Below are 20,477 nucleotides of genomic sequence, written 5' to 3' on the forward strand. Positions count from 1 at the left end.
GCTATGGTACTCGATGGGATCGTCCTGAACGCACCAATCTTTCTCCTGGTTTTTGTCCGGGTCTATGCGTTGCTGAAGGTTTCGCCCATCACTTCTTCCGAGGCGATTCCCGGTCTGGCCCTGTCGGCTGTGGCGTTTTTTACCGCCTTTGCGGTGCTTCCCTCGGTGATCTCCGGAGGTTATCCCCTGCCGGAAACGGGCCTGGATTTTATTCTCCTGGCCGTGGGAGAGATGCTGATCGGTATCCTCACGGGGATGTTTCTGGTGTTGCTTTTCTCCGTTTTCCAGCTGGCGGGTCAGTTTTTTTCGCTCCAGATGGGATTTGGAGCGTCCCAGGTCTTTGATCCCATGGCGCAGATCGAGATCCCCCTGGTGGGACAATTTCTCAATATGATCGCGATGATGGTCTTCATTATCTCCGGAGGGATGCAGCGGATTTTCCTTCAGGGGGTCCAGGGAACATTTTCGGCAATGACCGCCCCCAGCCTTGCCACGGCCGGAGCCGATGTGATGCCCCTTGTGACGGGTAGTTTGGGAAGGCTCTTTGAACAGAGCCTGGTCCTCTCGTTTCCCATTCTGGGTACTCTTTTTCTGCTACAGGTAACGATGGGGCTTTTCGGAAAGGCTGCTCCCCAGATGAACCTGCTCATGCTGGGCTTTCCCATGGCGATCGGCCTGGCCTTCCTGCTGATCTTTCTTACCATGCCCTTTCTGGTGGAGGCCTTCGAGATTGTGATCGACGGTGCATTCCATCAGATAGATATGCTTTTCAGCGCTTCCGCAGGGCCAGGGCTTTCCCCGGGAGGCGGTCCGTGAGAGAGTGCGCCCCCTCTGCATCGGAAGAGTCGGCTCTCCTTGTTTCTGAAGAGCTCCTGCGGGATCAGCTCGCGGCCATGCATCTCCAGTGGTTCGCTGCCGAGGAGGAAGGACGAACCGAGGACCCCACCGAGCAGAAGATCCGCAAGTCCCGGGAAGAGGGAAAGGTTGCAAAAAGCCCCGACGTGAGTTCCGCCGTGGTGATGCTTTTCTCTGTGGTGGCTTTGGGGCTTCTGGGGACCTATATGCTGGAACTGATTCTGGAGATGACCCGTTTCTATCTTGCCCGGGCGGGGGAGCTTGATCCGGGAGAGTCGGGCTTGCTCATGAGAGCTTTCTACGGTTTCTTTCCGCGTATTATTTTGCCCCTTGCGCTGGTCTCCTTTGTTGCGGCGATTTTTGGGAATGTTGTTCAGTTCGGGTTTCTCTTTACCACAAAACCGATCAGCCCTGATATAAACCGTGTGGCACCCAATGTGGGGAAATGGGCGAAACGCTCCTTTCTTTCGGTGGAAGCGCTGTATAATTTTATGCGGAATATTGGTAAAGTTATTCTTATCGGGACGGTTTCGTATCTGCTGGTGAGAAGTCGTTTTGACATGCTGACCAGTATGATCCGGCTGCCCTACCAGCAATCCTTTGCATTTGTGGCGCAGACTGTCTTCATATTGCTGTTGACAGCGTCGTTGCTTCTGCTTTTTATCAGTCTCTTTGACTACGCCTTCCAGCGGCAACAGCATCGGGAACAGTTAAAAATGACCAAGCAGGAAGTGAAAGAGGAGCGCAAGCAGTTTGAGGGTGATCCTCAAGTGAAGAACCGCATGCGGCAACGAATGCAGGATCTTCTCTCGCGCAACATGGTTCAGAATGTCCAGACTGCCGATGTGGTGGTTACGAACCCGACCCACTTCGCCGTGGCGATCCGTTACGATCCGGCCACGATGAGCGCCCCCACGGTTACGGCCAAGGGGCAGGACGAAGCGGCTCTGCGGATACGGCGTATTGCCCAGGAGGCGGGGGTTCCCATGATAGAAAACAAGCCCCTGGCCAGAGCCGTCTATGCCGAGGTTGAGATAGGGGACGAGATCCCGGAGAAGTATTTTGAAGCGATGGTTATTGTTTTGCGCGAGGTCTACCGGATGACGGGGAAAAAGGTGATGTATGGCTGATTCTCCCCGGACAGAGCAGACAGGTTTCCTCCCGGGAGCCGGACGGAGGAGCGATCTGATCGTGGCGATCGGCGTTGTGGTGATCATCATGATGCTGATCATTCCGCTGCCCACGGTCCTTCTCGACACGCTCATGATAGCGAACCTCCTCCTGGGGCTCTTGACGATCCTGATTGTCCTCTATACTCGGGACGCTCTGGATTTCTCTGTCTTTCCCACGCTGCTCCTGGTAACTACTGTTTACGGTCTGGCGTTGAACGTCTCATCGACACGGCTCATCCTGAGTCAGGGAGAGCTTTTTTCAGGACAAATTGTCCGCGCCTTTGCCGCCTTCGTTGTAGGTACCGAGGGTTCCGAGGGGCTGGTGATCGGGCTGATCATCTTCATTATCCTGGTGGCGGTCCAGTTTGTGGTTATCACCAAGGGAGCAACCCGGGTTGCCGAGGTTGCTGCACGGTTCACCCTTGACGCGTTGCCAGGAAAGCAGATGGCGATCGAGGCTGAGTACAACAACGGCTCCCTCTCGGAAGAGCAGATGACCAAGAAGAAGCTCGCCCTGGAACGGGAAGTTGACTTCTACGGAGCCATGGACGGAGCGAGCAAGTTCGTCTCGGGAAACGTAAAGGTCGGTATTCTGATCACCGTGGTGAACATTATTGGAGGGCTCATCGTGGGAACATCGATCCACGGTGAGTCCATCAACAATGCCCTGTATACCTATGTATCTCTTACCATTGGCGATGGTCTGGTTTCGCAGTTTCCGGCGCTTTTGATCAGCACCGCCACAGGTTTGATCGTGACTCGGGCGATCTCTGATGGCACCTTTGGCGAGGATGTGGCAACCCAGTTCAGTAACCAGTCCCGGGTGTACTGGATTGCTTCGGCCTTCCTTCTGATTCTGGCTGTCCTGCCGGGGTTTCCCTGGTATGTGCTGGTGCCGCTCGCCGCGTTGACGGCTTTCACAGCATACCGGCTTCAGAACAGGGACCGGGAAGCTGCCGAGGCTGAGGTAGCCCTGGCAGAAGCGGCTCCCCAGGCCCCGGCCCAGGCGGAACCCACCCACGTTGCTCCTCTGGATCCGCTTTCCATGGAGTTGGGGTATGGTCTGATCCCCCTGGTGGACAAGGAAAAGGGGGCAGAGCTTCTGGACCGGATTACCAGTATTCGCCGGGAAATGGCTTTGGAGCTGGGACTTGTGGTTCCCAGGATCAGAATAATTGATAACATGAGACTGGGGCCCAACGATTACAGTCTGAAGATACGAGGGGTCGAGGTGGGGCGCGGCACGATCCGCATGGGGCGCTACCTGAGCATCAACCCCGGGGGTGTTCGGGAAGAGGTTGAGGGAGAAGCCACCCAGGACCCGGCCTTCGGGCTCCCTGCCCTGTGGATTGCCGAGGCAAATCGGGAACGGGCTGAACGGGCGGGGTATACTGTGGTAGATCCGCCTTCGATCGCGGCGACGCATCTGACGGAGGTGATCAAACGCCATGCCTCAGACCTTCTGGGCCGACAGGAGGTTCGGCAGATGCTGGATCAGCTGAAACCTGATTATCCGGCCGTGGTGGATGAGGTGAATAATGTTCTGGGCTTGGGAGAGATTCAGAAGGTGCTTCAGGGGCTGCTTCACGAGCAAGTTTCAATCAGGAACCAGGTAGTTATTCTGGAGACCCTGGCAGATTACGCGCCGATGAGCAAGGAGATCAGCTTTCTGATCGAGAAAACCCGTCAGGCTCTGGGGCGGCAAATCTGCCTTCAGTACGCTGATGAAGATCGCCTGCTTCGTGTGATCACCATTGACCCGGCCCTGGAGCAGCAGATTGTGGATAGCCGCGTCGATACCGCCAGCGGTCCCGTGAGCGCTCTTCCTCCGGCGCAGCACCGGGAATGGGTGAGTGGTGTTGCCGGAATGGTGCGCCGGATGCAGGAGCAGGGTGCCTTGCCGGTGATCCTCTGCTCCGAGGCAGCCCGAAGGCTTGTGAAACAAAGCCTTCTTCGGGATATTCCCGATGCTGCCGTTCTCTCGATTCCCGAGATCTCTTCGGATATCTCGGTGGAATCCCTGGGACAAATTGAGATACAGCCACAGAGTGAGGATGGATAGATGGATTATTTTGTGGAACAAGCACCCACCGACCAGGAGGTCCACGCGATTATTCGCCAGAAGTATGGTGATCGCGCGCGCATCCTTGCCCGCAAGGAGATTCGCGTTGGTGGCATCCTGGGGCTGTTCCGGCGTACGGCCGTGGAGGTCACAGGGTATTGCAGTCATGCCCCGCAGGCACAGAAAGTAGTCACGCGGGGGTCTGTGGCCGAGGAGAGGAGCAAAATTCTGGAGCAGGTTCTCAATCGCGAGGGAACGGGGGGAGCTGCTCGGGGTAATCCCCGGGAGAAACCGGCCGGGCCTTCATCGGCTGGGGGTGAATCCATGGAATCGGTTCTCTCGGAAATCAGAGCATTGCGGGATACCCTGGTTCATCAGGGATCGGGGAAGGGAGGGAACGATCCTCCTGCGCTTCAGACGATCTGCGACGTTTTGGAGGAGAATGATTTTTCTCCTGTCTATATCCGGAAGCTGGTTGATTCCCTGCGTCGGGACTGCACTCTGGATCAACTCTCTGATACTGATCACCTGGGGCAAGAGGTGGTGGCACGAATCAAGGAATCGATCTCGATCTATCCCTGGCAGGAACGGCGGCGGAGTCCTCACGTTTTTGTTCTGGTAGGGCCTACGGGGGTGGGGAAAACCACCACCATCGCCAAGCTGGCCGCTATGTACGGTGCGGTGGCAGATCCTCCCTTCGATGTGCGGATACTGACCATAGATACGTATCGAATCGGGGCGCTTCAACAGATTCAGAAATACGGTGAGATCATGAATATTCCTGTCCATGCTGTAGAAAGTGTGGGGGACATGAAAAACCAGTTGGCTCTCCACCAGGATGCTGACTTTATCTTTGTTGATACCATCGGGAAGAGTCCCAATGATTTCGGAAAACTTGCCGAAGTGAATCACCTGGTGCAAGCCTCGGGTGGGGAGGTTCATCTGGCGGTGAGCGCCACAACCAAGCGCTCCGACATGGAAGAAATTTTGCGCCAGTTCGAACCCTTTCATTACCAGGCCGTGGTGGTAACAAAAATTGATGAAACGGCCTGTGTCGGGGGGATCATCAGTGCCCTCAAGGAGAAGCAAAAATCCGTGAGTTTTCTCACCGATGGTCAAAGTGTTCCCCAGGATATAGAGCGGGCACGGCTGGAGACGTTTCTCCGCCGACTGAAGGATCTTCCCGGAGGCCCTGCTGAATCTTCGGGGTCCGATTATCAAGGCTATGAGTTCCCGAAAGCCAAGGAAAGGCAGGAATAGGCATGACAGATCAGGCGGAAACACTCCGGGCGATCATGCGCCAGCGCGAGGGTCAGACTGGAGCGGACGCGAAGCGAACGAGGATTATCACCGTGGCGAGCGGGAAGGGCGGAGTGGGGAAGACCAACGTCTCTACTAATCTGGCTTTGAGTTATGCTGCCATGGGGAAAAAGGTGATTCTCATGGATGCTGACCTGGGGCTGGCAAATGTGAACGTCGTCTTGGGGATCATCCCGAAATACAATCTCTACCACGTAATCCGGAAACAAAAGCGGATGAGCGATATCCTTATGGATACCGACTACGGAATACAGATTGTAGCGGGAGCTTCGGGGTTTGCAAAGATTGCGAACCTGAGTGAAGACGAACGACAGGGGTTTATTGAGGAGTTGTACCATCTTTCTCACGCAGACATTATCATTATTGATGCCGGGGCGGGAGTCAGTAACAATGTTCTGGCCTTTGTGGGAGCTGCCGATGAGGCGCTGATCGTCACAACACCGGAGCCGACGGCGATAACCGATGCCTACGGGATCATCAAGATTATTGCCACCGAGATTGATAACCTCAATTTAGGGCTCAAATTGATTGTAAATCGTGTAAAATCGGTTACAGAGGGAAAAAAGGTGGCCGAGCGGGTGATCAACATCGCCGGACAGTTTCTGAACCTCAAGGTGGATTACCTGGGATATCTCTACGAAGATCCCACGGTGCAGGAGGCAATTCTCAAGCAGAAGCCTTTTCTTGCCCTGGATCCCAAATGTAAGGCGTCCATCTGTATTAATCAGATTGCGGGACGGCTGGAGCGGGTAGAGTATCGTGAGGGAGGGGGAGTTGGTCAGTTTCTCAAAAAACTCTTTGGCCGTTTGGAGTAACTCCGGGGGCAACTTGACGGCAATTTTCAATTTGCCGTACTCTGGGGGGTAGGCAATGGAAGAGTATCTCAAGGTTGCCGGAGTGGCGGCTGGATTAGCGGTGCTTATCGCTGTTCTTGCGGGCATCCTCGCGGGTGTCGGCTTTGGGACGGTGGTGGTGCGTGCCTTGGGTGCTGCCCTTGTATTTGCCTTGGGATCATTGGGGATAACGCTTTTTGCACAGCGCTTCCTGCCGGGGCTGGTGGATCCCCTGGATTCCTCCCCTTCTTCGCCTGATCGTACCGTCCGGGAGAGTTCGTCCGGCAGGGGTGATGCTTCTTCTGCACCGGGAAGCACCCTGAACATTGTTGTTGAGGATGAGCAGTTCCCTTCTGATGCGCAGGAGATGGGCGACGACGGATTGGAAGGTGAGGCCTCTTCGGAGAAGACTTCCCCGCCGGATGAAAAACCTCTGGTGGAAGAAGTGGAGGAGCAACGGGCTGACGGTGATGAGGCAGTGGCCGAGCCACCTGACAGGGGTGGTCCTGGCGATCGTAGTCAAGGGGTAGACGAATCCGATCTTGACGAGATGCCGGACATCGGCAGTTTTGCCGGTTCCTTTGTCTCCCGGAGCGACGATGAGCAACAACAGGAGGGGGAGGGGTTTTCCGATGATTCCCTCCCTGAGGCACGTGGGAGCTCCACCTCCGGGGGGAGTGGTGGACAGGATACAGCGCAGATCGCAAAGGCGTTGCGGACGATGATAGCCCGTGATGAGTGAGGGAACGATCCCGTGAACGGGCACTGGGGAGGGGAATGAGCGACCGCGTTCTGACGGAAAAAACCGAAGAAGATCTCTGGAAAGCGTACCGGAAGACGAAGGACGATGCGATCCGCAACCGCCTGGTGAAGCAGTACCTGCCGCTCGTGAAGTATGTGGCAGGAAAGCTTGCCGTGGGCATGCCTCAGAACGTGGAATTCGACGATCTGGTGAGCTATGGCGTCATCGGTCTTTTCGATGCGATCAGCAAGTTTGATCCGGGGAAACATGTAAAGTTCAAAACCTATGCGGTCACCCGGGTGAGGGGCGCCATTTTTGATCAACTGCGGCAGCTTGATTGGGTGCCGCGGTCGGTGCGGCAGAAGACCCGGGAGCTGGAAGATACCATCCGGCGCCTGGAGTCTCAGCTGGGGCGCGCTGCCACGGATCAGGAAATATCGAGCGAGTTGGGGGTTACCCCAAAAGAGTTCGAAAAGATCATGTTGAAGATCAGCGGCACCACGGTGTTATCCCTGAACGATGTCTGGTATGCCGGTGATGACAATGACCGCATGACCATTGGTGACAGCATTGAGAGTCCCCAGGGCAGGAATCCTGATTCCCTGGTGGAAAAGATGGAAATCAAGCGGGTCATCATTGAGGCGATCAATGAGTTGCCCGATAAAGAAAAGAAGGTGCTTGTCCTGTACTACTACGAAGATCTCACGTTGAAAGAGATCGGAGCTGTCCTGGGAGTGACGGAATCCCGCATATCCCAGTTGCATACGAAGGCAATTTTGCGCCTTCGCGGGCGCCTGACAAATGTAAAGCGGGGAATTATGTAAATGGTGACCATGGAGCAGCTTCAGGAGTATATGCGGACACGCGCTCGCGAGGATAGCGAGCGGAAGTACGTGAACGTCAGTGCTGCAACTCTGGAAGAAGCGCTCCGGGAGGCCTCGGTCGAGCTGAGCCTGCCCCTGAAGAAAATCGAGTACGAAATCCTTGAGCGTGGGAACCGGGGTGTTCTTGGGATGGGCAAGAAGCCCTTTCTTCTGGTGGCCTATCCTGCCCGGGAAGAGGGGGGTGCCTCGGACGATGCAGATTCCATGGACATGGATTTTGGGTTTGAAGATGACGATTCTTCCGATGCCGATGGAGAAGCCCTGGTGAGAATGGCCCCTGAAGGGATACTGCTCAAGGTTCTTCCTCCCCAAGGCAAGGGTGATGCGGTCTCGGAACGACAGGCCTTGATGGTCATAGAAAACCGCACCTCTGAAAAGGTCGATACCTCCCTGGTTTCCCGGGTTGTGAAACGCGCCGACGGCGAGTGGGTGCCCGTGGGAACTTTTGCCTACAGTCCTGTCCATGATTCCTCCATAAACTGCGATATTATCGAAGGAGAGATGAAGGCTCTTGTAACCATGAGTCCTCCCGGCGAGGGTGGCGCCGATCCCGGCGCCGAGACCATTCTTCGCGCTCTGGAAAACCAGGGCGTGGTACACGGCGTGAAGGAGGATGTTCTCCAGGCGCTGGAAGAGCGTCCCCGCTATCGAGAGCCAATCCTGGTTGCCGAGGGGACGCGCCCCACCAACGGGGCCGATGCCCGGGCATCTTTCAACTTCCGGACGAACAGTCGAGAGGTTCATCTCCAGGAGAGCAAGGACGGCAGGGTTGATTTCAAGGAGCTGAACCGCATCGAAAATGTGGTGGAGGGTCAGGTTCTGGCCCGGATGGTTCCCGCCGAGGAAGGGCAACCCGGACAAACGGTCACAGGCAGGATGATTCCTGCCAAGGATGGGAAAGCAATTGAGGCGCCCATCGGCGAGAACACGCGTCTCTCCGATGACGGGAAGATGATCCTCGCTGGTATCAACGGCATGGTGAAACTTGTGAACGGCCGGGTAACAGTGGAGCCGATCTACGTGGTAAACGGTGATGTCAACGTGAAAGAGGGCAATATTCGCTTTCTGGGAACAATCATCGTGAAAGGAAACGTGGATGACGGCTTCAGCATCAGCGCTGCCGGAGATCTTGAGGTTATGGGTAGCGTTGGTCGGAGTACGCTGGAGGCAGAGGGCGATGTGATCGTCCATCAGGGTATTGCCGGAAAGGGGAGTGGCGGGGTCACTGCCGGAGGAAGCATCTGGTCCAAGTTTATCGAGAACGCCCATGTGGAGGCCGGAGAGATGGTGGTGGTCTCCGATGGTATCATCAATAGTGTGGTCTACTCTGACAAACGTATTATCTGCCGGGGGAAGCGTGCCAGCATTGTAGGTGGCCATATCCGCGCTGCCGAGGAGGTCGATGCCAAGACGCTTGGCTCTGTTGCGGGCGTGGAGACCCTGGTTGAAGTGGGGTACGATCCCAAGAGTCGTGCCCGATTGCTGGAGCTTGAGGAAAAAGACGGTGAGTTCTCGAAGGAACTCGAAGAAATTGTCCTGAACATGTCCACCATTGAAGGAATGCGCAAGAAAAAGCGGCCCATTACGCCGGACAAGATCAAGCACTACAGCGAGATGAAAACCCGCAAAGAGGAGATACAGAAGCATCGGCAGAAGCTGGGCAAAGAGATCTCTGCGATTCATGCATACCTGGAGGAGCTGAAGACGACGGGCCGCGTGAGTGCCTCGGGAACGGTTTTCCCCGGTGTAAAAATCATGATCAAGGATGCCCAGCTTCCGGTGCGGCGAGAGACCCGGGCGGTGACGTACATCGCCGAGGCGGGACTGGTCAAAGTGACAAAATACGAGGAGAGTCGGGTCGATATAACTGTTCGGAACAGGGGGGGCGGAAATGGCGATGCAGCCCATTGACCTGCAGACACTCTTTGTTCGCTTGAGCACCGTGGGTCGTGAACAGGCCGCGTTGAAGCAGGCCGTTGCGCAAAACCAGATTGTTACGGGCGAGGAGATCGCCCGGCGCTCCCAGGATTCGGGCCATACCGTCCGGGAGTCCAGCGATGTGTCGCCTGGACCCGAGACGGTGGACGATCAGGAAACGGGCGGCAACCAGCGTTCGTCATCGGATAAAAAAGAAAATCATGAGGGGGAGTCCGGAGACGACCAGGAGAGAGAGGATCGAACATTCCGCGACCCCGATCTCGGCCAGCATATCGATCTTTCCGGCTAGGCTATGACGATTGGAATGTATGTTCTCACAACGGGGATTCTCTTCTTTGGCTTCGCTCTCTGGCTCCGGGGTGTGGTTATTGCCAGGGTCAGGCCGGAGCGAATCCTGGAGGATCTCAGCCAGGAGGTCCAGACCCTGGTGGCTGATCTGGATCGGACGAGCGACCATCACATCTCGCTTCTGGAAGATCGAATCTCTACCTTATCAGCTCTTCTGGATCGGGCAGACCGCCAGATAGACGATGCACGGATGCTTCTGGAACACCTTCAGGCTCATCCCTTGCGAAAGGATTGGGCTGTCGGGGCCCGCGGGGTTTCCGAACTGACACCTGCTGATCCTGGTTCTGATGCTGATCCTGACTCTGGTTCTGGTCCGGACTCTGGTTCTGATGCTGGTGCCTCCGGCTCCACTTTGTCCGAGGGGGGATCTTTCGGGGACGGAGTTTCCCCGGGGACGGATCAGCGACTTCCTGCCGGTGCCGTTTCGGCACCATCGGAGCAGCAACCCGGGCAGGATACTGCAAGCGACCAGGGGAGTGATCAACGTGCCCAGGTGATCGCCTTGTATAACCATGGCCTTTCAAGTGACCTCATTGCTGCCAGAACCGGAATTGCCATTGGAGAAGTGGAACTTATCATCTCTTTAAGGGAGAAGCGTCTATGGCGCTGACTGTGGGGATCGATCTGGGGACGACCAACTCTTCCATCGGCTTTTTCGAGGGAGGACAGGTTCATCTGGTCCCGAACGGGCGGGGCAAGATTCTTACTCCCTCGGTGATTGGTCTGGACAGTCGGGGTGCAATGATTGCCGGCGAAGCTGCCCGCAACCAGATAGTGAGCGCCCCCGGCCGAACACTTCAGCAGGTGAAGCGTTCCATGGGTGAGCGCGTTACCCTGCCCCTGGGTGAGCAGCGAATAAGCCCCGAAGAGGCGGGGGCCACCCTCCTGGGGGTTCTCCGGGACGATTATGTCCGCTACACCGGTGAAGACGCTCCCGGGCAGGCGGTGATCACTGTTCCTGCTCACTTCGATGATCGCCAGCGGCTCGCTACGGTTGAAGCGGGTCTCCTGGCGGGATTTCGGGAGGTCCGGCTTCTCAATGAGCCCACTGCGGCAGCCCTGCCCTACGCCTCTCGCGATATTCCCCGGGAGAAGATTGTGGTCTTCGACTTCGGGGGAGGTACGCTGGATATTACCTGCCTCGAGCGGGAAGGGCGCGATTTCTCGGTGATCGCTACCGTGGGGGACGGGGAGCTGGGTGGGATTGATATTGATCGTATCGTTTTTGACCGGCTGGCCCGGGAGGTTCAGGCTCAGACCGGCTTTGATCCACTCAGGGATCGCTCCTTCGCTCATATGCTGGAGGGGATGGCCGAGACTGCAAAGATCGAGCTCTCCGACCTTTCGCAAACCACCGTTTCCATTCCTTTCGTGACAGGCCCTTCGGGGTTGGTTCATGTTGCTGTGGAACTGACCCGCCAGGAGATGGAGGAGCTGATCGCTCCCGTGATCGATCGGGCTTTGGCGATGCTGGACCGCGCCGTGGCAGATGCCTCTTTTGACCGCCAGGGCTTTGATACACTGGTCTTCTCCGGAGGAAGCAGCCGGCTTCCCGTGATTCGCCGAAGGATTGCCGAGTCTTATCCTTCGGTCGCTGCGGCATCGAAGATCAACCCCGATGAGGTGGTGGCCGTGGGAGCCTCCCTGCAGGCGGACTCCCGCCGGTCCGGTGCCTTTACCCTTCACGATGTGGTGACAGGAACGCTGGCCCTGGAGCTCTCCGACGGGAGCTGTGTGCCGATCGTCCGGAAAAACCAGACGATCCCCACCCAGAGGACCCGGCTCTTTACAACGGTCTCGGACTGCCAGGAGCAGGCCGAGATTCATCTCCTCCAGGGAGATCGCTCCGAGGCATGCCATAACCGCTCTCTGGGAAAGTTTGTCCTCTCGGGGCTCTGCGCTGCGGCCAGGGGCGAGCCCCGGATCGCCGTCACTGTTGATGTAAACGCCGACGGGGTTGTCTCGGTTCGGGCCGACGATCAGCAGTCGGGGGCGTCCCGGGAGATGGTGGCCTGGACGCGTCCCCAGGGGAGAAAAGATCCTGTTCAGGGCGATCCCGGGGCCTGGAGGGAAAGCTTGCTTCGCCGTGCCCGCCGTCTCCATGATTCTGCTCCTGCGGCGATCGCGGCGGAACTGGCCGAGGTGGTGGCTCTGGTGCAGAGCTCTTCCGGGGAGGAGTTGCTTCACGAGGGGACCCTTGCCCTGGAAACGCTGGTTTTTGAAATTGTGGCCAAAACGATGGCGCGTGGCGGATCTGGAGGGGTATATGCGGATCGATGAGGCTTTTCGTGAGTTGGGAATTTCTCCCGATACTCCGGTGGCGGAGGTGCGGCGTCGCTATCGTCGTCTGGTGAAGGAACTCCATCCTGACGCAGCCGGGGGGGCTTCTCCTGCCGAAGCGCTGAGGAGCGCCCGGGTTGCCCGGGTGGTGCAGGCCTACCGCAGAATTTGCGGGGAAGAGAGATCCTCCGACGCTGAGGGGCGCGCCTCCCGGGAGGGCTCACAACGAATCTTTCTCCTGGGCCGGACAGCTCTTGAATCGTCCAGCCGCAAGGAGCGTCTCCAGGCTGTTCAGGAGCTGGGAGCTTCGGGAAAGCGAATTGCGGCGCTCTATTTGCAGCGGGCCATCGCTGACAAGGATGCTGATATAGCAGCCCGGGCGGCCCAAGGGTTTCTCCGCTGTGCCGGGGTTCGTGTTGAGGAAGAGGCTCTGGAGCTCTTTGATCAGCTCCCGGCCTCTCGCCGGGTGCTTTTGGTCGAGGCAATTCCGTCTTCAGGGCGACCTCTGCCCCGGCTCCTTGCGTGTGCCCGGATTGATTCTGATGAACGAGTCCGAAGGGCCGTGGAATGTCTTTCGATGCGGCCGGTACGGCCGGGGCAGCGCTCGGCATGAGGGAAGAACGTGCGATCTCAGCGGTGGTGCAGCCAGTTCTCGAAGAACTCCAGGGATGTCTTCTGGCCGACGAGGGGGGTGAGGCCCGCATTGCCGGGCTATCCGGCCTGAATGAGATGATCGCCGGGGCGATCGGGGAGGCCCGGTTTCTTCAGGAGGATGCGGTTCTGGAGGCGCTGGAGGAGCTGGAGCGGTTCCTCCAGGGGGTCGGGGACGATCTTCCCAGTGAGGATCTCTTGCCGAAACTCTTCGCGCTCCAGGAAACGATTCAGTCCGTTGAGGTGACCCTTCCTCCCCGGGAAGAAGGTCGGTGTGACCTTTCCCCTTTTGTCGACTGGGATGCGCAACTTGACCTGCACGAGGTGAGTCGCCTCGACGAGCAGGGCCGCTTTCTCCTGGATGGTGCCCTGAGTCGGGGACAGGAGCCGTACCTGGTGCGCCTGGTTCTTGCTGGGACCGATTTGTCCCCATCCCGGGTGGTCCAGGTCCTGGAAGATCATTTTTTCGTCCTCAAGGGGGTGGTGACGGAGGCGCGGGCCCGGGTTACCGCTCTGGTGGTTCATGCCGGTGAGCCTCCCCTGGAATCGGTTCTGAGAGAATCCTTTGGGGATCAGGCTGGCGGGATTGATAGCGAGATCCGCCTGGTTCCCTCGCAGTGGTTTTCGGGATCAACCGAAGGTACAAATCCCTGGGTACAGGCCGGGCCTGTTCTTCCTCTGTCCCTTTCCCCGGCCCTTCTTGACCGTCTCCGGTTTCTCACCAGTTGGTGCCCCGAAGCTCAGGGGGGCGATCCGGAAGGGCATCCCGAAAGCTGGCTCAGGAATAATCTCTGCGAGGCTGTGGAGGAACTTCTTTCAGTTCCTCTGGGAGATCTCACGGAGCGGGTGCGAGCCGGGCTGAATCAGATTGCCGCTGATCAGGAAAAACCTCTCCTGGTCTCTTTTGGCGGGGGGGTCGAGACTGTCCCCGTGGAGGTGGGGCCTTTTCTGCGGGATGCCCTGGAGGAATTGCTGAAAAACGCGCTTACCCATGGGATCGAGGAGGCTTCGGAGCGGGAACGTGCGCAGAAGCCGCGTCAGGGACAGGTGCGGGTCTTTATCAGTCGTGAAGAGGGTCAGCTCCTGGTGAGGGTCTCCGACGACGGACGGGGGCTGGACGAGGATCAGCTTCGGGATCTCTTTGACTCCCCGGAGCAATCCAGTGGGTTGTTCCGGCTTCGCGATGCTCTGGAGAACGGTCTGGGAGGACGTCTTGCCGTAAAGGGTGGGGCTCGGGGGACAACGGTAACTCTGGCAATTCCCTGGCAGCCGAGGCCCTGGCGGGGGTTGTTGGGTGGCCGGGGCGATTCCCGGTTTGTCGTTCCCGTCGCTCTAGTGGAGGATATGGTGCCAATTCATTCCTCCGACGTGGTGCGTGATTCATCCGGGGGTGCCTTTATCCGCTACCGGGAGCAACTGGTTGCGCTGGAAGATCATGGCGCCGACGAAGCTCCTCTGGCCTTGATTGTGCCCGGGCCGAAGGATGCCGAAGGAGGAAGGGCCGGGGTCAGCTATCGCGCCTGCGCCCTGGATTACGCGCCTCAGGAGGTTGCGGTCTTTCCTGATGGTGCCGGCACGGTGTCGATTCCTTCAAAAAATGCCCGGGGAATTCCTGTGGTGATTCCCGGAAAGAGTTGAAGCCAGGGGGCGTGGGCTCCTTGCGACGGGGCTTGCCTGTTCGGAGCGGATAAAAAAAGGGGTGGCGTGTCTGGACGTCGGAAACACACACCACCCCGGAATCATGCTTTGTGATTCTCCCCTCAGTATCGGATCTGTAACGTGGTGACTTGAATAAAAGACCAGAAAAAACCGGGGAAAATTATTTCAGCGAATCGAGGCCGTAGCGGGTCAGGAGATCCTGATGGTAGGTGCAGGCCTGCGAGAGGGCCGAGTAGATCTCGCGGGCTTGAGCTACGGCTTCCCGGGGTGATGATGGTGCGTGGGCAGCCGCCTCCTCCAGCCCCTGGTTTGCCAGAAATCCAGCCAGCTCCCGATCGCTGCAGGAACAGAGGAGCTGATCGATCCGGTCGAGTCGGGCCAGGTCACGGGGGTCGATGTTCCGGTGGTTTTGCAGGGTTTGACACAGGGCTGCTCCCTGGCGGGCGATGGTGTGTACCTTGGTCAGGCTCTCCCGGAGACCCTGGAGAATCTCTTGCGGCATCGTTTTGCGGCGCGACACCGTTTTGAGTATTCTGGCCAGAACCTGATCCACGGCAAGGGCGGGGGGCTCTTTATTCTCCGGGCCTGGATCAAGCTGTTTTTCCAGCTCCTTCGGGCAGATCAGTCCCACACCATCGATTGCTGACGACTCGGGGGTAAGAAGCCGGGTCGTAACGTCGGGGTGCTGTCGGGCTTGTTCTGCAAACCAGCTGCGGTATACCTCCATGCGCTTATCGCTCAGGAGTGAGCCCCCCCGGGCTGCCGGAACTGGTTCGGCGTGAGCCCCGTGAAGATAGCGGTAGAGTCCCTGTTCTGCCGGTTCCAGCCGGTGGCCCCGCAGGATAAGACGTTCCTCGAAGAAAGAGCCTTTGCAGTGGGTTCGGGAACCGGGAAATCCCAGGTCTATTCCTGCCAGGTAGATCTCCCGGGCTCCCATGAGACGGGCCAGATCCCAGGCTGATGTGGCCACAGATCCTCCTGCTCCCAGTTTCTGCGTGCGCCCCAGACGGTGATCGATAAATGAACCCAGGGGAAAGAGCGATGCCGCCAGAACGCCTGCACCGCCCCAGAGGCGAAAAATCCGCGGATGGGTGGCGGGTTCTGCGACAACGATAGTTTTTTCCCGGGAATTGATATTGTCCAAGTGTCTGGTGTTCCAGTATTGGGGGTCTGCCACAACTGCACAATGGGCGTGGATCCCCTCCCTCTGGAGGACTTTCAGGGCAGTATCAACGGCGATAATGAGGCACCGTTCCTGAAGAATGGCCAGGTTGGGCAAGACGGTATCCAGAGAGGGGCCTGCGCCGCAGATGATCGCGGGAACCCCCGGGAGAGATCCTGCCAGGTCGTCGATGCCGGGCCAGATCCCCTCGGAAGGGCTTTTCCCGGAATTGCCCCAGGTGCGACCCGAAGAGGCCAGGTTTCGCAGGGTATTGCGCACCCAGAGTTTGCCGAAGCGCCGCAGGGTGTTGCGGTTCACCTCGCGTCTCTTCTGGTAGCGCCGAAGGGTTTCCCTGAGGTTCTGCTCCTCCCCGGGGCAGTGCCGGGCAACACCCTGAAGGACTACCAGGGCCGGGGTATATGATCCCCATTGGTTGAGGTGCAGGGTGAGGTCTTCCAGGTTTTCCGGGGTGGTTATCAGATCGGGGCGGTATGTTTCCCACCAGGTCTGGCCGTTGTGGCTGATTGAGAGATCCAGGAGCTCCCGGGATGGCTCCACCAGGGCTACTGGCAGGGATGGGGCCTGGCGGCGAAGCTCCTCCAGATGATAGCCCAGGCCGATTCCAAGAATTACGAGTGCATCAGGTGCTTCCTGAAGAACCCGTTCAGCCAGGCGCCGGGCCTCCCGGCGAGGCGCGACGGAGCTGTGAAGGAACCGCCCCTCCCAGAGGAGGGTCATTTCACCGCTGCGGGTGGGCTGCAGGGAAAAGGTTTCTTCCCGAGAAGGCTCTGGAGGAGACGCAGGCCGGGGGCTCGTCCGGTCGCTGTGGTTTCCATCGTTGTTGCTGTTGTGGATCATTCAAGCTCCAGCGTGATGGTTGCTCCTTCCCGAAGAGCTGATCCGGGAGGAGGATTCTGGCGTACCACGTAGCCGCTTCCTTCGATGGTAACCGCCAGATCGTCTCTTCCCAGGAGCGGAATGACCGAGCGCAGGGGCAGGCCCGAGAGATCGGGCATTCGGTCCTGGACTTCGGGAAGAGGGTTCGGCCGGATCACGATCCGCCCCGGGTGCTGCAGGGTGGTGTCGCTTTCCCGGGGAATGCCGTAATAGGGAGCAAGAACGTTCAGAAGCTCTCCCACGGCGGGTGCGGCGATTCGCCCCCCCAGGTATTCTCCCCGGGGATGGTCGATCACGAGATAGACAATGAGCTGGGGATCGTGGGCCGGTACCAGAGCCAGGGTGGAGGCAAGAAAATGACTGTCGGAGTACCTCCCCTGGTGGACATCGAAGACTTCGGCTGTCCCGGTTTTTGCCGCCACGGCTATTCCCTCAAGGTTGATTCGCCGGGCTGTTCCTCCGGGGCCGGTGGCGCTTTGCATGTAGGAGAGCATGAGTTCCACGGTGTGTGGTGAGAGAACCTGCCGGACCGGGTCCCGGCCAAACCGTTGCAGAACCTCTCCCGAGGGAGAAACGATGCGGTCGACGATCTGGGGCCGCAGGAGAATCCCTTCGTTGGCCAGAGGGGTCGCGGCGGCCACCATCTGAAGAGCAGTTACTCCAATCTCCTGACCTATGGCCAGGGTGGGCTTGGTTCTGCTGGACCACCTGTCGGGACGGGCCAGCAAACCCCGCTCTTCACCGTTGAGATCAATCCTGGTGGGGCTTCCGAAGCCAAAGGCAGAGAGCATGGTATAGAACGCACCCTCTTCCACTGTTTCGGAGGCAAAGGCCGCTCCTACGTTGCTTGAGTATTTGATAACCTCTTCGGGGCCGATGATTCCATACGAGGCGATATCGGTGATTCTGAATCCGCTGTCGCGGGTGGTGTAGGCCCTGGATGCGTTAAAACGGGCCTCGGGGGTGATTCCTCCCAGCTCCAGGAAGGCTGCCATGGTATAGGCCTTGAAAACGCTGCCGGGCTCATAGATGCGGGAGATCGCCGGATTTTTGCGGGATTCCCGGGGATAGGACTGGAAGGAGTTTGGGTTGAACGAGGGCTGGCTGGACATGGCCAGAAGAGCCCCTGATTTTGCTTCGGCCACAAGGATCATCACTGTGTCGGCCTGATGCTCGCTCAAAAGGCGTTTTCCCAGATCATCGGCGGCTGTCTGGATCGCAAGATCCAGGGTGAGGAAGACCTGGTTTCCCATGGATGCGGTGTGTTGCCCGGCGGCTTTTTGTCCAGTGGCTTGCTGCTGCCGTGCGGTCTGTGGCGATGGATAGAGGTACTCCGAGAACATGTACTCGATCCCCGCGAGTCCTGCGTTATCCACACCGGAATAGCCGATCACTGCGGCGGCTGCCTCTCCTTCAGGGTAGCTTCGTCCCAGGTCGGGCTGGAGGTGGACACCGCGAAGATTCCCCTGTTGGAGCTCTGCCCGGATTCTCCTGCTCTGGCTTGGGGTGATTGTTCGTTCAATGGTGACGAATCCCGAGGAGGCTGCCAGTCGTTCTGCAATGATGCGGTGATCCTGATCCAGAATGTCGCCCAGAACACGAGCCGTGTGATCGATTTCCCGGATGTGGGGTCTCCAGGCCGTCACCGTGTCCAGGTTGGTCTGGATTGCCAGGATTCGACCTCGCCGGTCCAGGATCGGTCCCCGCTCAAAGAGAAGCGGCGTGGGGCCCCGGGCTGCTGCGGGAGTTCCGGGGATCATGATATTGCCGTACTGAACGATCAGAACCGTCCAGACAAAGATGACTGTGACGACGGTGATCCTCGTCCGCCTGGTTCGGTTCTCCCGGGCTCGCTGCGCGGTGTTACGGTGATACTCGACGGCCAAGGGATTCGACCCTCCCAATTATTGCGTCCCGAGAGATCCATCCAAAATGACGGGAGTCCAGGGAATCCCGGTGGTTGTCGCCGACAAGATGATAGCGGGGGCCTGGGGCAACAGCGGATACTCGTTTCATCGCAAGCTCTCCTGAATCGGGGGTGCGAAAAGCCACTACATCTCCGGCATCGGGAGCGGAGAAGCGATAAACATACCTGTTCACCAGAACAATCTGGCCTGACCTCGCAAAAGGGTACATACTGTTGCCCGATACGATAAGGAACGCCGCCGGAAGCTCCTGTACTGACCAGGCCAGGGTGGCGACGAGCAGAGCGGTGACGATGATAATTCGCACTGTTTGACTATAATATGCTCCCTTTTTCTTGTCGATACTGCTATGGTATGCCGAACGTGATAGAACATCAGAAAGTTGCACGTCGCAAACGGCGTGCCCAGCGTGTTACACCTTCAGAACGGGGTTCCTTCGCAGGGGCTTCGACCATTCTTCGGTTTCGGCAGCCCCGGCGGCGTAAATTTCGGAGAGGCGCTTCTCTGTTTTCGTTTCTGCCGGGCTTGTCCCGACAAAACCCGAAGGCCAGGTTCCCAAAAATGGCGTTCCCGAAATTGCGGCTCCTTGCCCCGGCGACTCCCTCCTTTTCGTTGCCTGCCGGGCGGATTGGTTTCTTTACCCTGGATGAACGGGATATCCCGCTCCACGCGGCGGCCATTCTTTGTGCTGTTCTGGTGAACATGCTCCTGTTGTCCGTGTCGGTGGACAAGATCATTCTCTCCCGGATAATTCCCTCGATTACTCTACCCGACGTTTCCGGGGTGGTTGTTCGCTCTCCCCTGAGCCGCGAAGAGAGCGATTTTTCCGTGATCGGAGAGGTTTTGGGGGTCGATACCGACGAGTTCTCGCAGCTTCAGGTTGAGACCTACCAGCTGCAACGAGGCGATACTCTGGGAGAGATCGCGCTTCGCCATAATCTCTCCATGGATACGCTGATCAGTTTTAACCGCATCGAAGATGTGCGGCGGATTCAGGCGGGGGCCACCTTCCAGATTCCTGATCGGGACGGGCTTCTCTACACGGTGCGTCGGGGCGATACCCTGGCCCGGGTTGCCGATCGGCAGGGATCATCGGTGAACGCCATTCTCGATGCCAACGATCTGCGTAGCGAGGTTCTTCAGGAAGGACAGGTTCTCTTTGTGCCGGGAGCGCGCCTGAACGAGACGGAGCGCCGGATTATTCTGGGCGAGCTCTTCGCCTGGCCCATGCGGGGACGGATCAGCAGCGGTTTTGGCATGAGACCCGATCCGTTCACAGGGCAACGGCGGTTTCACAACGGCCTTGATATCGTGAACTCCATGAGAACTCCCGTCCGGGCGGCTGCCTCGGGCAGGGTCGTTCATGTCGAGAGCCAGATAGGCAACTACGGGCGCTTTGTTATTCTGCGCCATGCCGATGGGTTCCAGACGCTTTATGCGCATCTGGATAGTTATTCGGTTCGGGTGGGGCAAAACGTTTCCCGGGGGCAACAGATTGGGGCCATGGGAAACTCCGGGCGAAGTACCGGTCCCCATCTGCACTTTTCTGTGATCCATAACGGGCGATTTGTGAATCCCATGAGGTACCTGCACTGACCTCGGAAGGACTGACCCCGAGATGATTGGCCACCCGAGAGGATTGCCCCCCGAGAGGAGTGAGAAGATGAGAAAGACTGTTGTTGCCGTGACGCTTCTGCTGGCGCTATTCTCGTTCATCAACGCCTACTCTCTGATATAGCGCCGATAGAG

The 20,477-nt window shown here is 58.1% G+C and carries 17 protein-coding genes; 14 read left to right on the forward strand and 3 right to left on the reverse strand.

Translation table 11 applies throughout. The annotated features are described in order from the left end of the window. Nucleotides 1–3 precede the first annotated feature (3 nt). From fliR to BW950_RS03155, 13 genes are read left to right on the forward strand one after another with little or no spacing between them, the layout of a single operon-like run. Nucleotides 4–816: a flagellar biosynthetic protein FliR gene (gene fliR, locus BW950_RS03095; RefSeq protein ID WP_076487832.1), complete on the forward strand. Its 813-nt coding sequence runs from the start codon at nt 4–6 to the stop codon at nt 814–816. After that, nucleotides 813–1,985: a flagellar biosynthesis protein FlhB gene (flhB, locus tag BW950_RS03100; protein ID WP_234969014.1), complete on the forward strand. Its 1,173-nt coding sequence runs from the start codon at nt 813–815 to the stop codon at nt 1,983–1,985. Before fliR ends, flhB begins: the two co-directional genes overlap by 4 nt. Continuing rightward, nucleotides 1,978–4,089: a flagellar biosynthesis protein FlhA gene (gene flhA, locus BW950_RS03105; protein WP_076487833.1), complete on the forward strand. Its 2,112-nt coding sequence runs from the start codon at nt 1,978–1,980 to the stop codon at nt 4,087–4,089. The genes flhB and flhA overlap by 8 nt, the downstream gene beginning before the upstream one ends. Beyond that, complete coding sequence (gene flhF / locus BW950_RS03110; RefSeq protein WP_076487834.1) at nt 4,090–5,349, forward strand: flagellar biosynthesis GTPase FlhF; 1,260 nt, start codon at nt 4,090–4,092, stop codon at nt 5,347–5,349. A 2-nt stretch (nt 5,350–5,351) separates the two neighbouring features. Continuing rightward, nucleotides 5,352–6,224: a MinD/ParA family protein gene (locus BW950_RS03115; RefSeq protein ID WP_076487835.1), complete on the forward strand. Its 873-nt coding sequence runs from the start codon at nt 5,352–5,354 to the stop codon at nt 6,222–6,224. Between the two features lie 55 nt (nt 6,225–6,279). Next, the gene (locus BW950_RS03120) at nt 6,280–6,984 is read left to right on the forward strand and encodes a hypothetical protein (RefSeq protein WP_076487836.1); all 705 of its coding nucleotides are present in this window, start codon (nt 6,280–6,282) and stop codon (nt 6,982–6,984) included. 35 nt (nt 6,985–7,019) lie between these two features. Continuing rightward, nucleotides 7,020–7,808: an RNA polymerase sigma factor WhiG gene (gene whiG / locus BW950_RS03125; protein ID WP_076487837.1), complete on the forward strand. Its 789-nt coding sequence runs from the start codon at nt 7,020–7,022 to the stop codon at nt 7,806–7,808. Continuing rightward, a complete protein-coding gene (locus tag BW950_RS03130) occupies nt 7,809–9,779 on the forward strand; it encodes a FapA family protein (RefSeq protein WP_076487838.1) in 1,971 nt (656 codons plus the stop codon). It abuts the gene before it with no gap. Beyond that, the gene (locus tag BW950_RS03135) at nt 9,760–10,095 is read left to right on the forward strand and encodes a hypothetical protein (RefSeq protein ID WP_076487839.1); all 336 of its coding nucleotides are present in this window, start codon (nt 9,760–9,762) and stop codon (nt 10,093–10,095) included. Before BW950_RS03130 ends, BW950_RS03135 begins: the two co-directional genes overlap by 20 nt. A 3-nt stretch (nt 10,096–10,098) precedes the next feature. Beyond that, nucleotides 10,099–10,764 (forward strand): hypothetical protein, encoded by a 666-nt coding sequence (locus tag BW950_RS03140; protein WP_076487840.1) that lies wholly within the window; start codon nt 10,099–10,101, stop codon nt 10,762–10,764. Continuing rightward, nucleotides 10,755–12,434 carry an Hsp70 family protein gene (locus BW950_RS03145; protein WP_076487841.1) on the forward strand — a complete coding sequence of 560 codons (1,680 nt, stop codon included), beginning with the start codon at nt 10,755–10,757 and terminating at the stop codon, nt 12,432–12,434. The genes BW950_RS03140 and BW950_RS03145 overlap by 10 nt, the downstream gene beginning before the upstream one ends. After that, entirely contained in the window at nt 12,421–13,047 is a 627-nt protein-coding gene (locus BW950_RS03150; protein ID WP_076487842.1) for a J domain-containing protein, read from the forward strand. The genes BW950_RS03145 and BW950_RS03150 overlap by 14 nt, the downstream gene beginning before the upstream one ends. Next, nucleotides 13,002–14,723, forward strand: coding sequence for an ATP-binding protein (locus BW950_RS03155; protein ID WP_094336439.1), 1,722 nt, complete (start codon nt 13,002–13,004; stop codon nt 14,721–14,723). Before BW950_RS03150 ends, BW950_RS03155 begins: the two co-directional genes overlap by 46 nt. 181 nt (nt 14,724–14,904) lie before the next feature. Here BW950_RS03155 and BW950_RS03160 read toward each other — a convergent pair whose 3' ends face one another. Genes BW950_RS03160 through BW950_RS03170 form a run of 3 tightly spaced genes read right to left on the reverse strand, consistent with a single transcriptional unit; the run spans nt 14,905 to nt 19,035 of the window. Next, nucleotides 14,905–16,764 (reverse strand): motility associated factor glycosyltransferase family protein, encoded by a 1,860-nt coding sequence (locus BW950_RS03160; protein ID WP_076487844.1) that lies wholly within the window; start codon nt 16,762–16,764, stop codon nt 14,905–14,907. Then, nucleotides 16,761–18,689: a PASTA domain-containing penicillin-binding protein gene (locus BW950_RS03165; RefSeq protein WP_083943675.1), complete on the reverse strand. Its 1,929-nt coding sequence runs from the start codon at nt 18,687–18,689 to the stop codon at nt 16,761–16,763. Before BW950_RS03165 ends, BW950_RS03160 begins: the two co-directional genes overlap by 4 nt. Further along, nucleotides 18,667–19,035: a S26 family signal peptidase gene (locus BW950_RS03170; protein ID WP_083943676.1), complete on the reverse strand. Its 369-nt coding sequence runs from the start codon at nt 19,033–19,035 to the stop codon at nt 18,667–18,669. Before BW950_RS03170 ends, BW950_RS03165 begins: the two co-directional genes overlap by 23 nt. Before the next feature lie 254 nt (nt 19,036–19,289). On the opposite strand from BW950_RS03170, the gene BW950_RS03175 reads away from it, so the two are divergent. Next, entirely contained in the window at nt 19,290–20,324 is a 1,035-nt protein-coding gene (locus tag BW950_RS03175) for a peptidoglycan DD-metalloendopeptidase family protein (protein WP_076487845.1), read from the forward strand. Nucleotides 20,325–20,477: the final 153 nt, after the last annotated feature.

This window comes from Alkalispirochaeta americana, from assembly GCF_900156105.1.
Lineage (GTDB): Bacteria > Spirochaetota > Spirochaetia > DSM-27196 > Alkalispirochaetaceae > Alkalispirochaeta > Alkalispirochaeta americana.

Excerpts from the sequence above, each read along its gene's own strand:
- fliR (WP_076487832.1), top strand. The coding sequence starts at position 4 with ATGGTACTCGATGGGATCGTCCTGAACGCACCAATCTTTCTCCTGGTT.
- flhA (WP_076487833.1), top strand. The coding sequence starts at position 1,978 with ATGGCTGATTCTCCCCGGACAGAGCAGACAGGTTTCCTCCCGGGAGCC.
- flhF (WP_076487834.1), top strand. The coding sequence starts at position 4,090 with ATGGATTATTTTGTGGAACAAGCACCCACCGACCAGGAGGTCCACGCG.
- BW950_RS03115 (WP_076487835.1), top strand. The coding sequence starts at position 5,352 with ATGACAGATCAGGCGGAAACACTCCGGGCGATCATGCGCCAGCGCGAG.
- BW950_RS03120 (WP_076487836.1), top strand. The coding sequence starts at position 6,280 with ATGGAAGAGTATCTCAAGGTTGCCGGAGTGGCGGCTGGATTAGCGGTG.
- whiG (WP_076487837.1), top strand. The coding sequence starts at position 7,020 with ATGAGCGACCGCGTTCTGACGGAAAAAACCGAAGAAGATCTCTGGAAA.
- BW950_RS03130 (WP_076487838.1), top strand. The coding sequence starts at position 7,809 with ATGGTGACCATGGAGCAGCTTCAGGAGTATATGCGGACACGCGCTCGC.
- BW950_RS03135 (WP_076487839.1), top strand. The coding sequence starts at position 9,760 with ATGGCGATGCAGCCCATTGACCTGCAGACACTCTTTGTTCGCTTGAGC.
- BW950_RS03140 (WP_076487840.1), top strand. The coding sequence starts at position 10,099 with ATGACGATTGGAATGTATGTTCTCACAACGGGGATTCTCTTCTTTGGC.
- BW950_RS03145 (WP_076487841.1), top strand. The coding sequence starts at position 10,755 with ATGGCGCTGACTGTGGGGATCGATCTGGGGACGACCAACTCTTCCATC.
- BW950_RS03150 (WP_076487842.1), top strand. The coding sequence starts at position 12,421 with ATGCGGATCGATGAGGCTTTTCGTGAGTTGGGAATTTCTCCCGATACT.
- BW950_RS03155 (WP_094336439.1), top strand. The coding sequence starts at position 13,002 with ATGTCTTTCGATGCGGCCGGTACGGCCGGGGCAGCGCTCGGCATGAGG.
- BW950_RS03160 (WP_076487844.1), bottom strand. The coding sequence starts at position 16,764 with ATGATCCACAACAGCAACAACGATGGAAACCACAGCGACCGGACGAGC.
- BW950_RS03175 (WP_076487845.1), top strand. The coding sequence starts at position 19,290 with ATGGCGTTCCCGAAATTGCGGCTCCTTGCCCCGGCGACTCCCTCCTTT.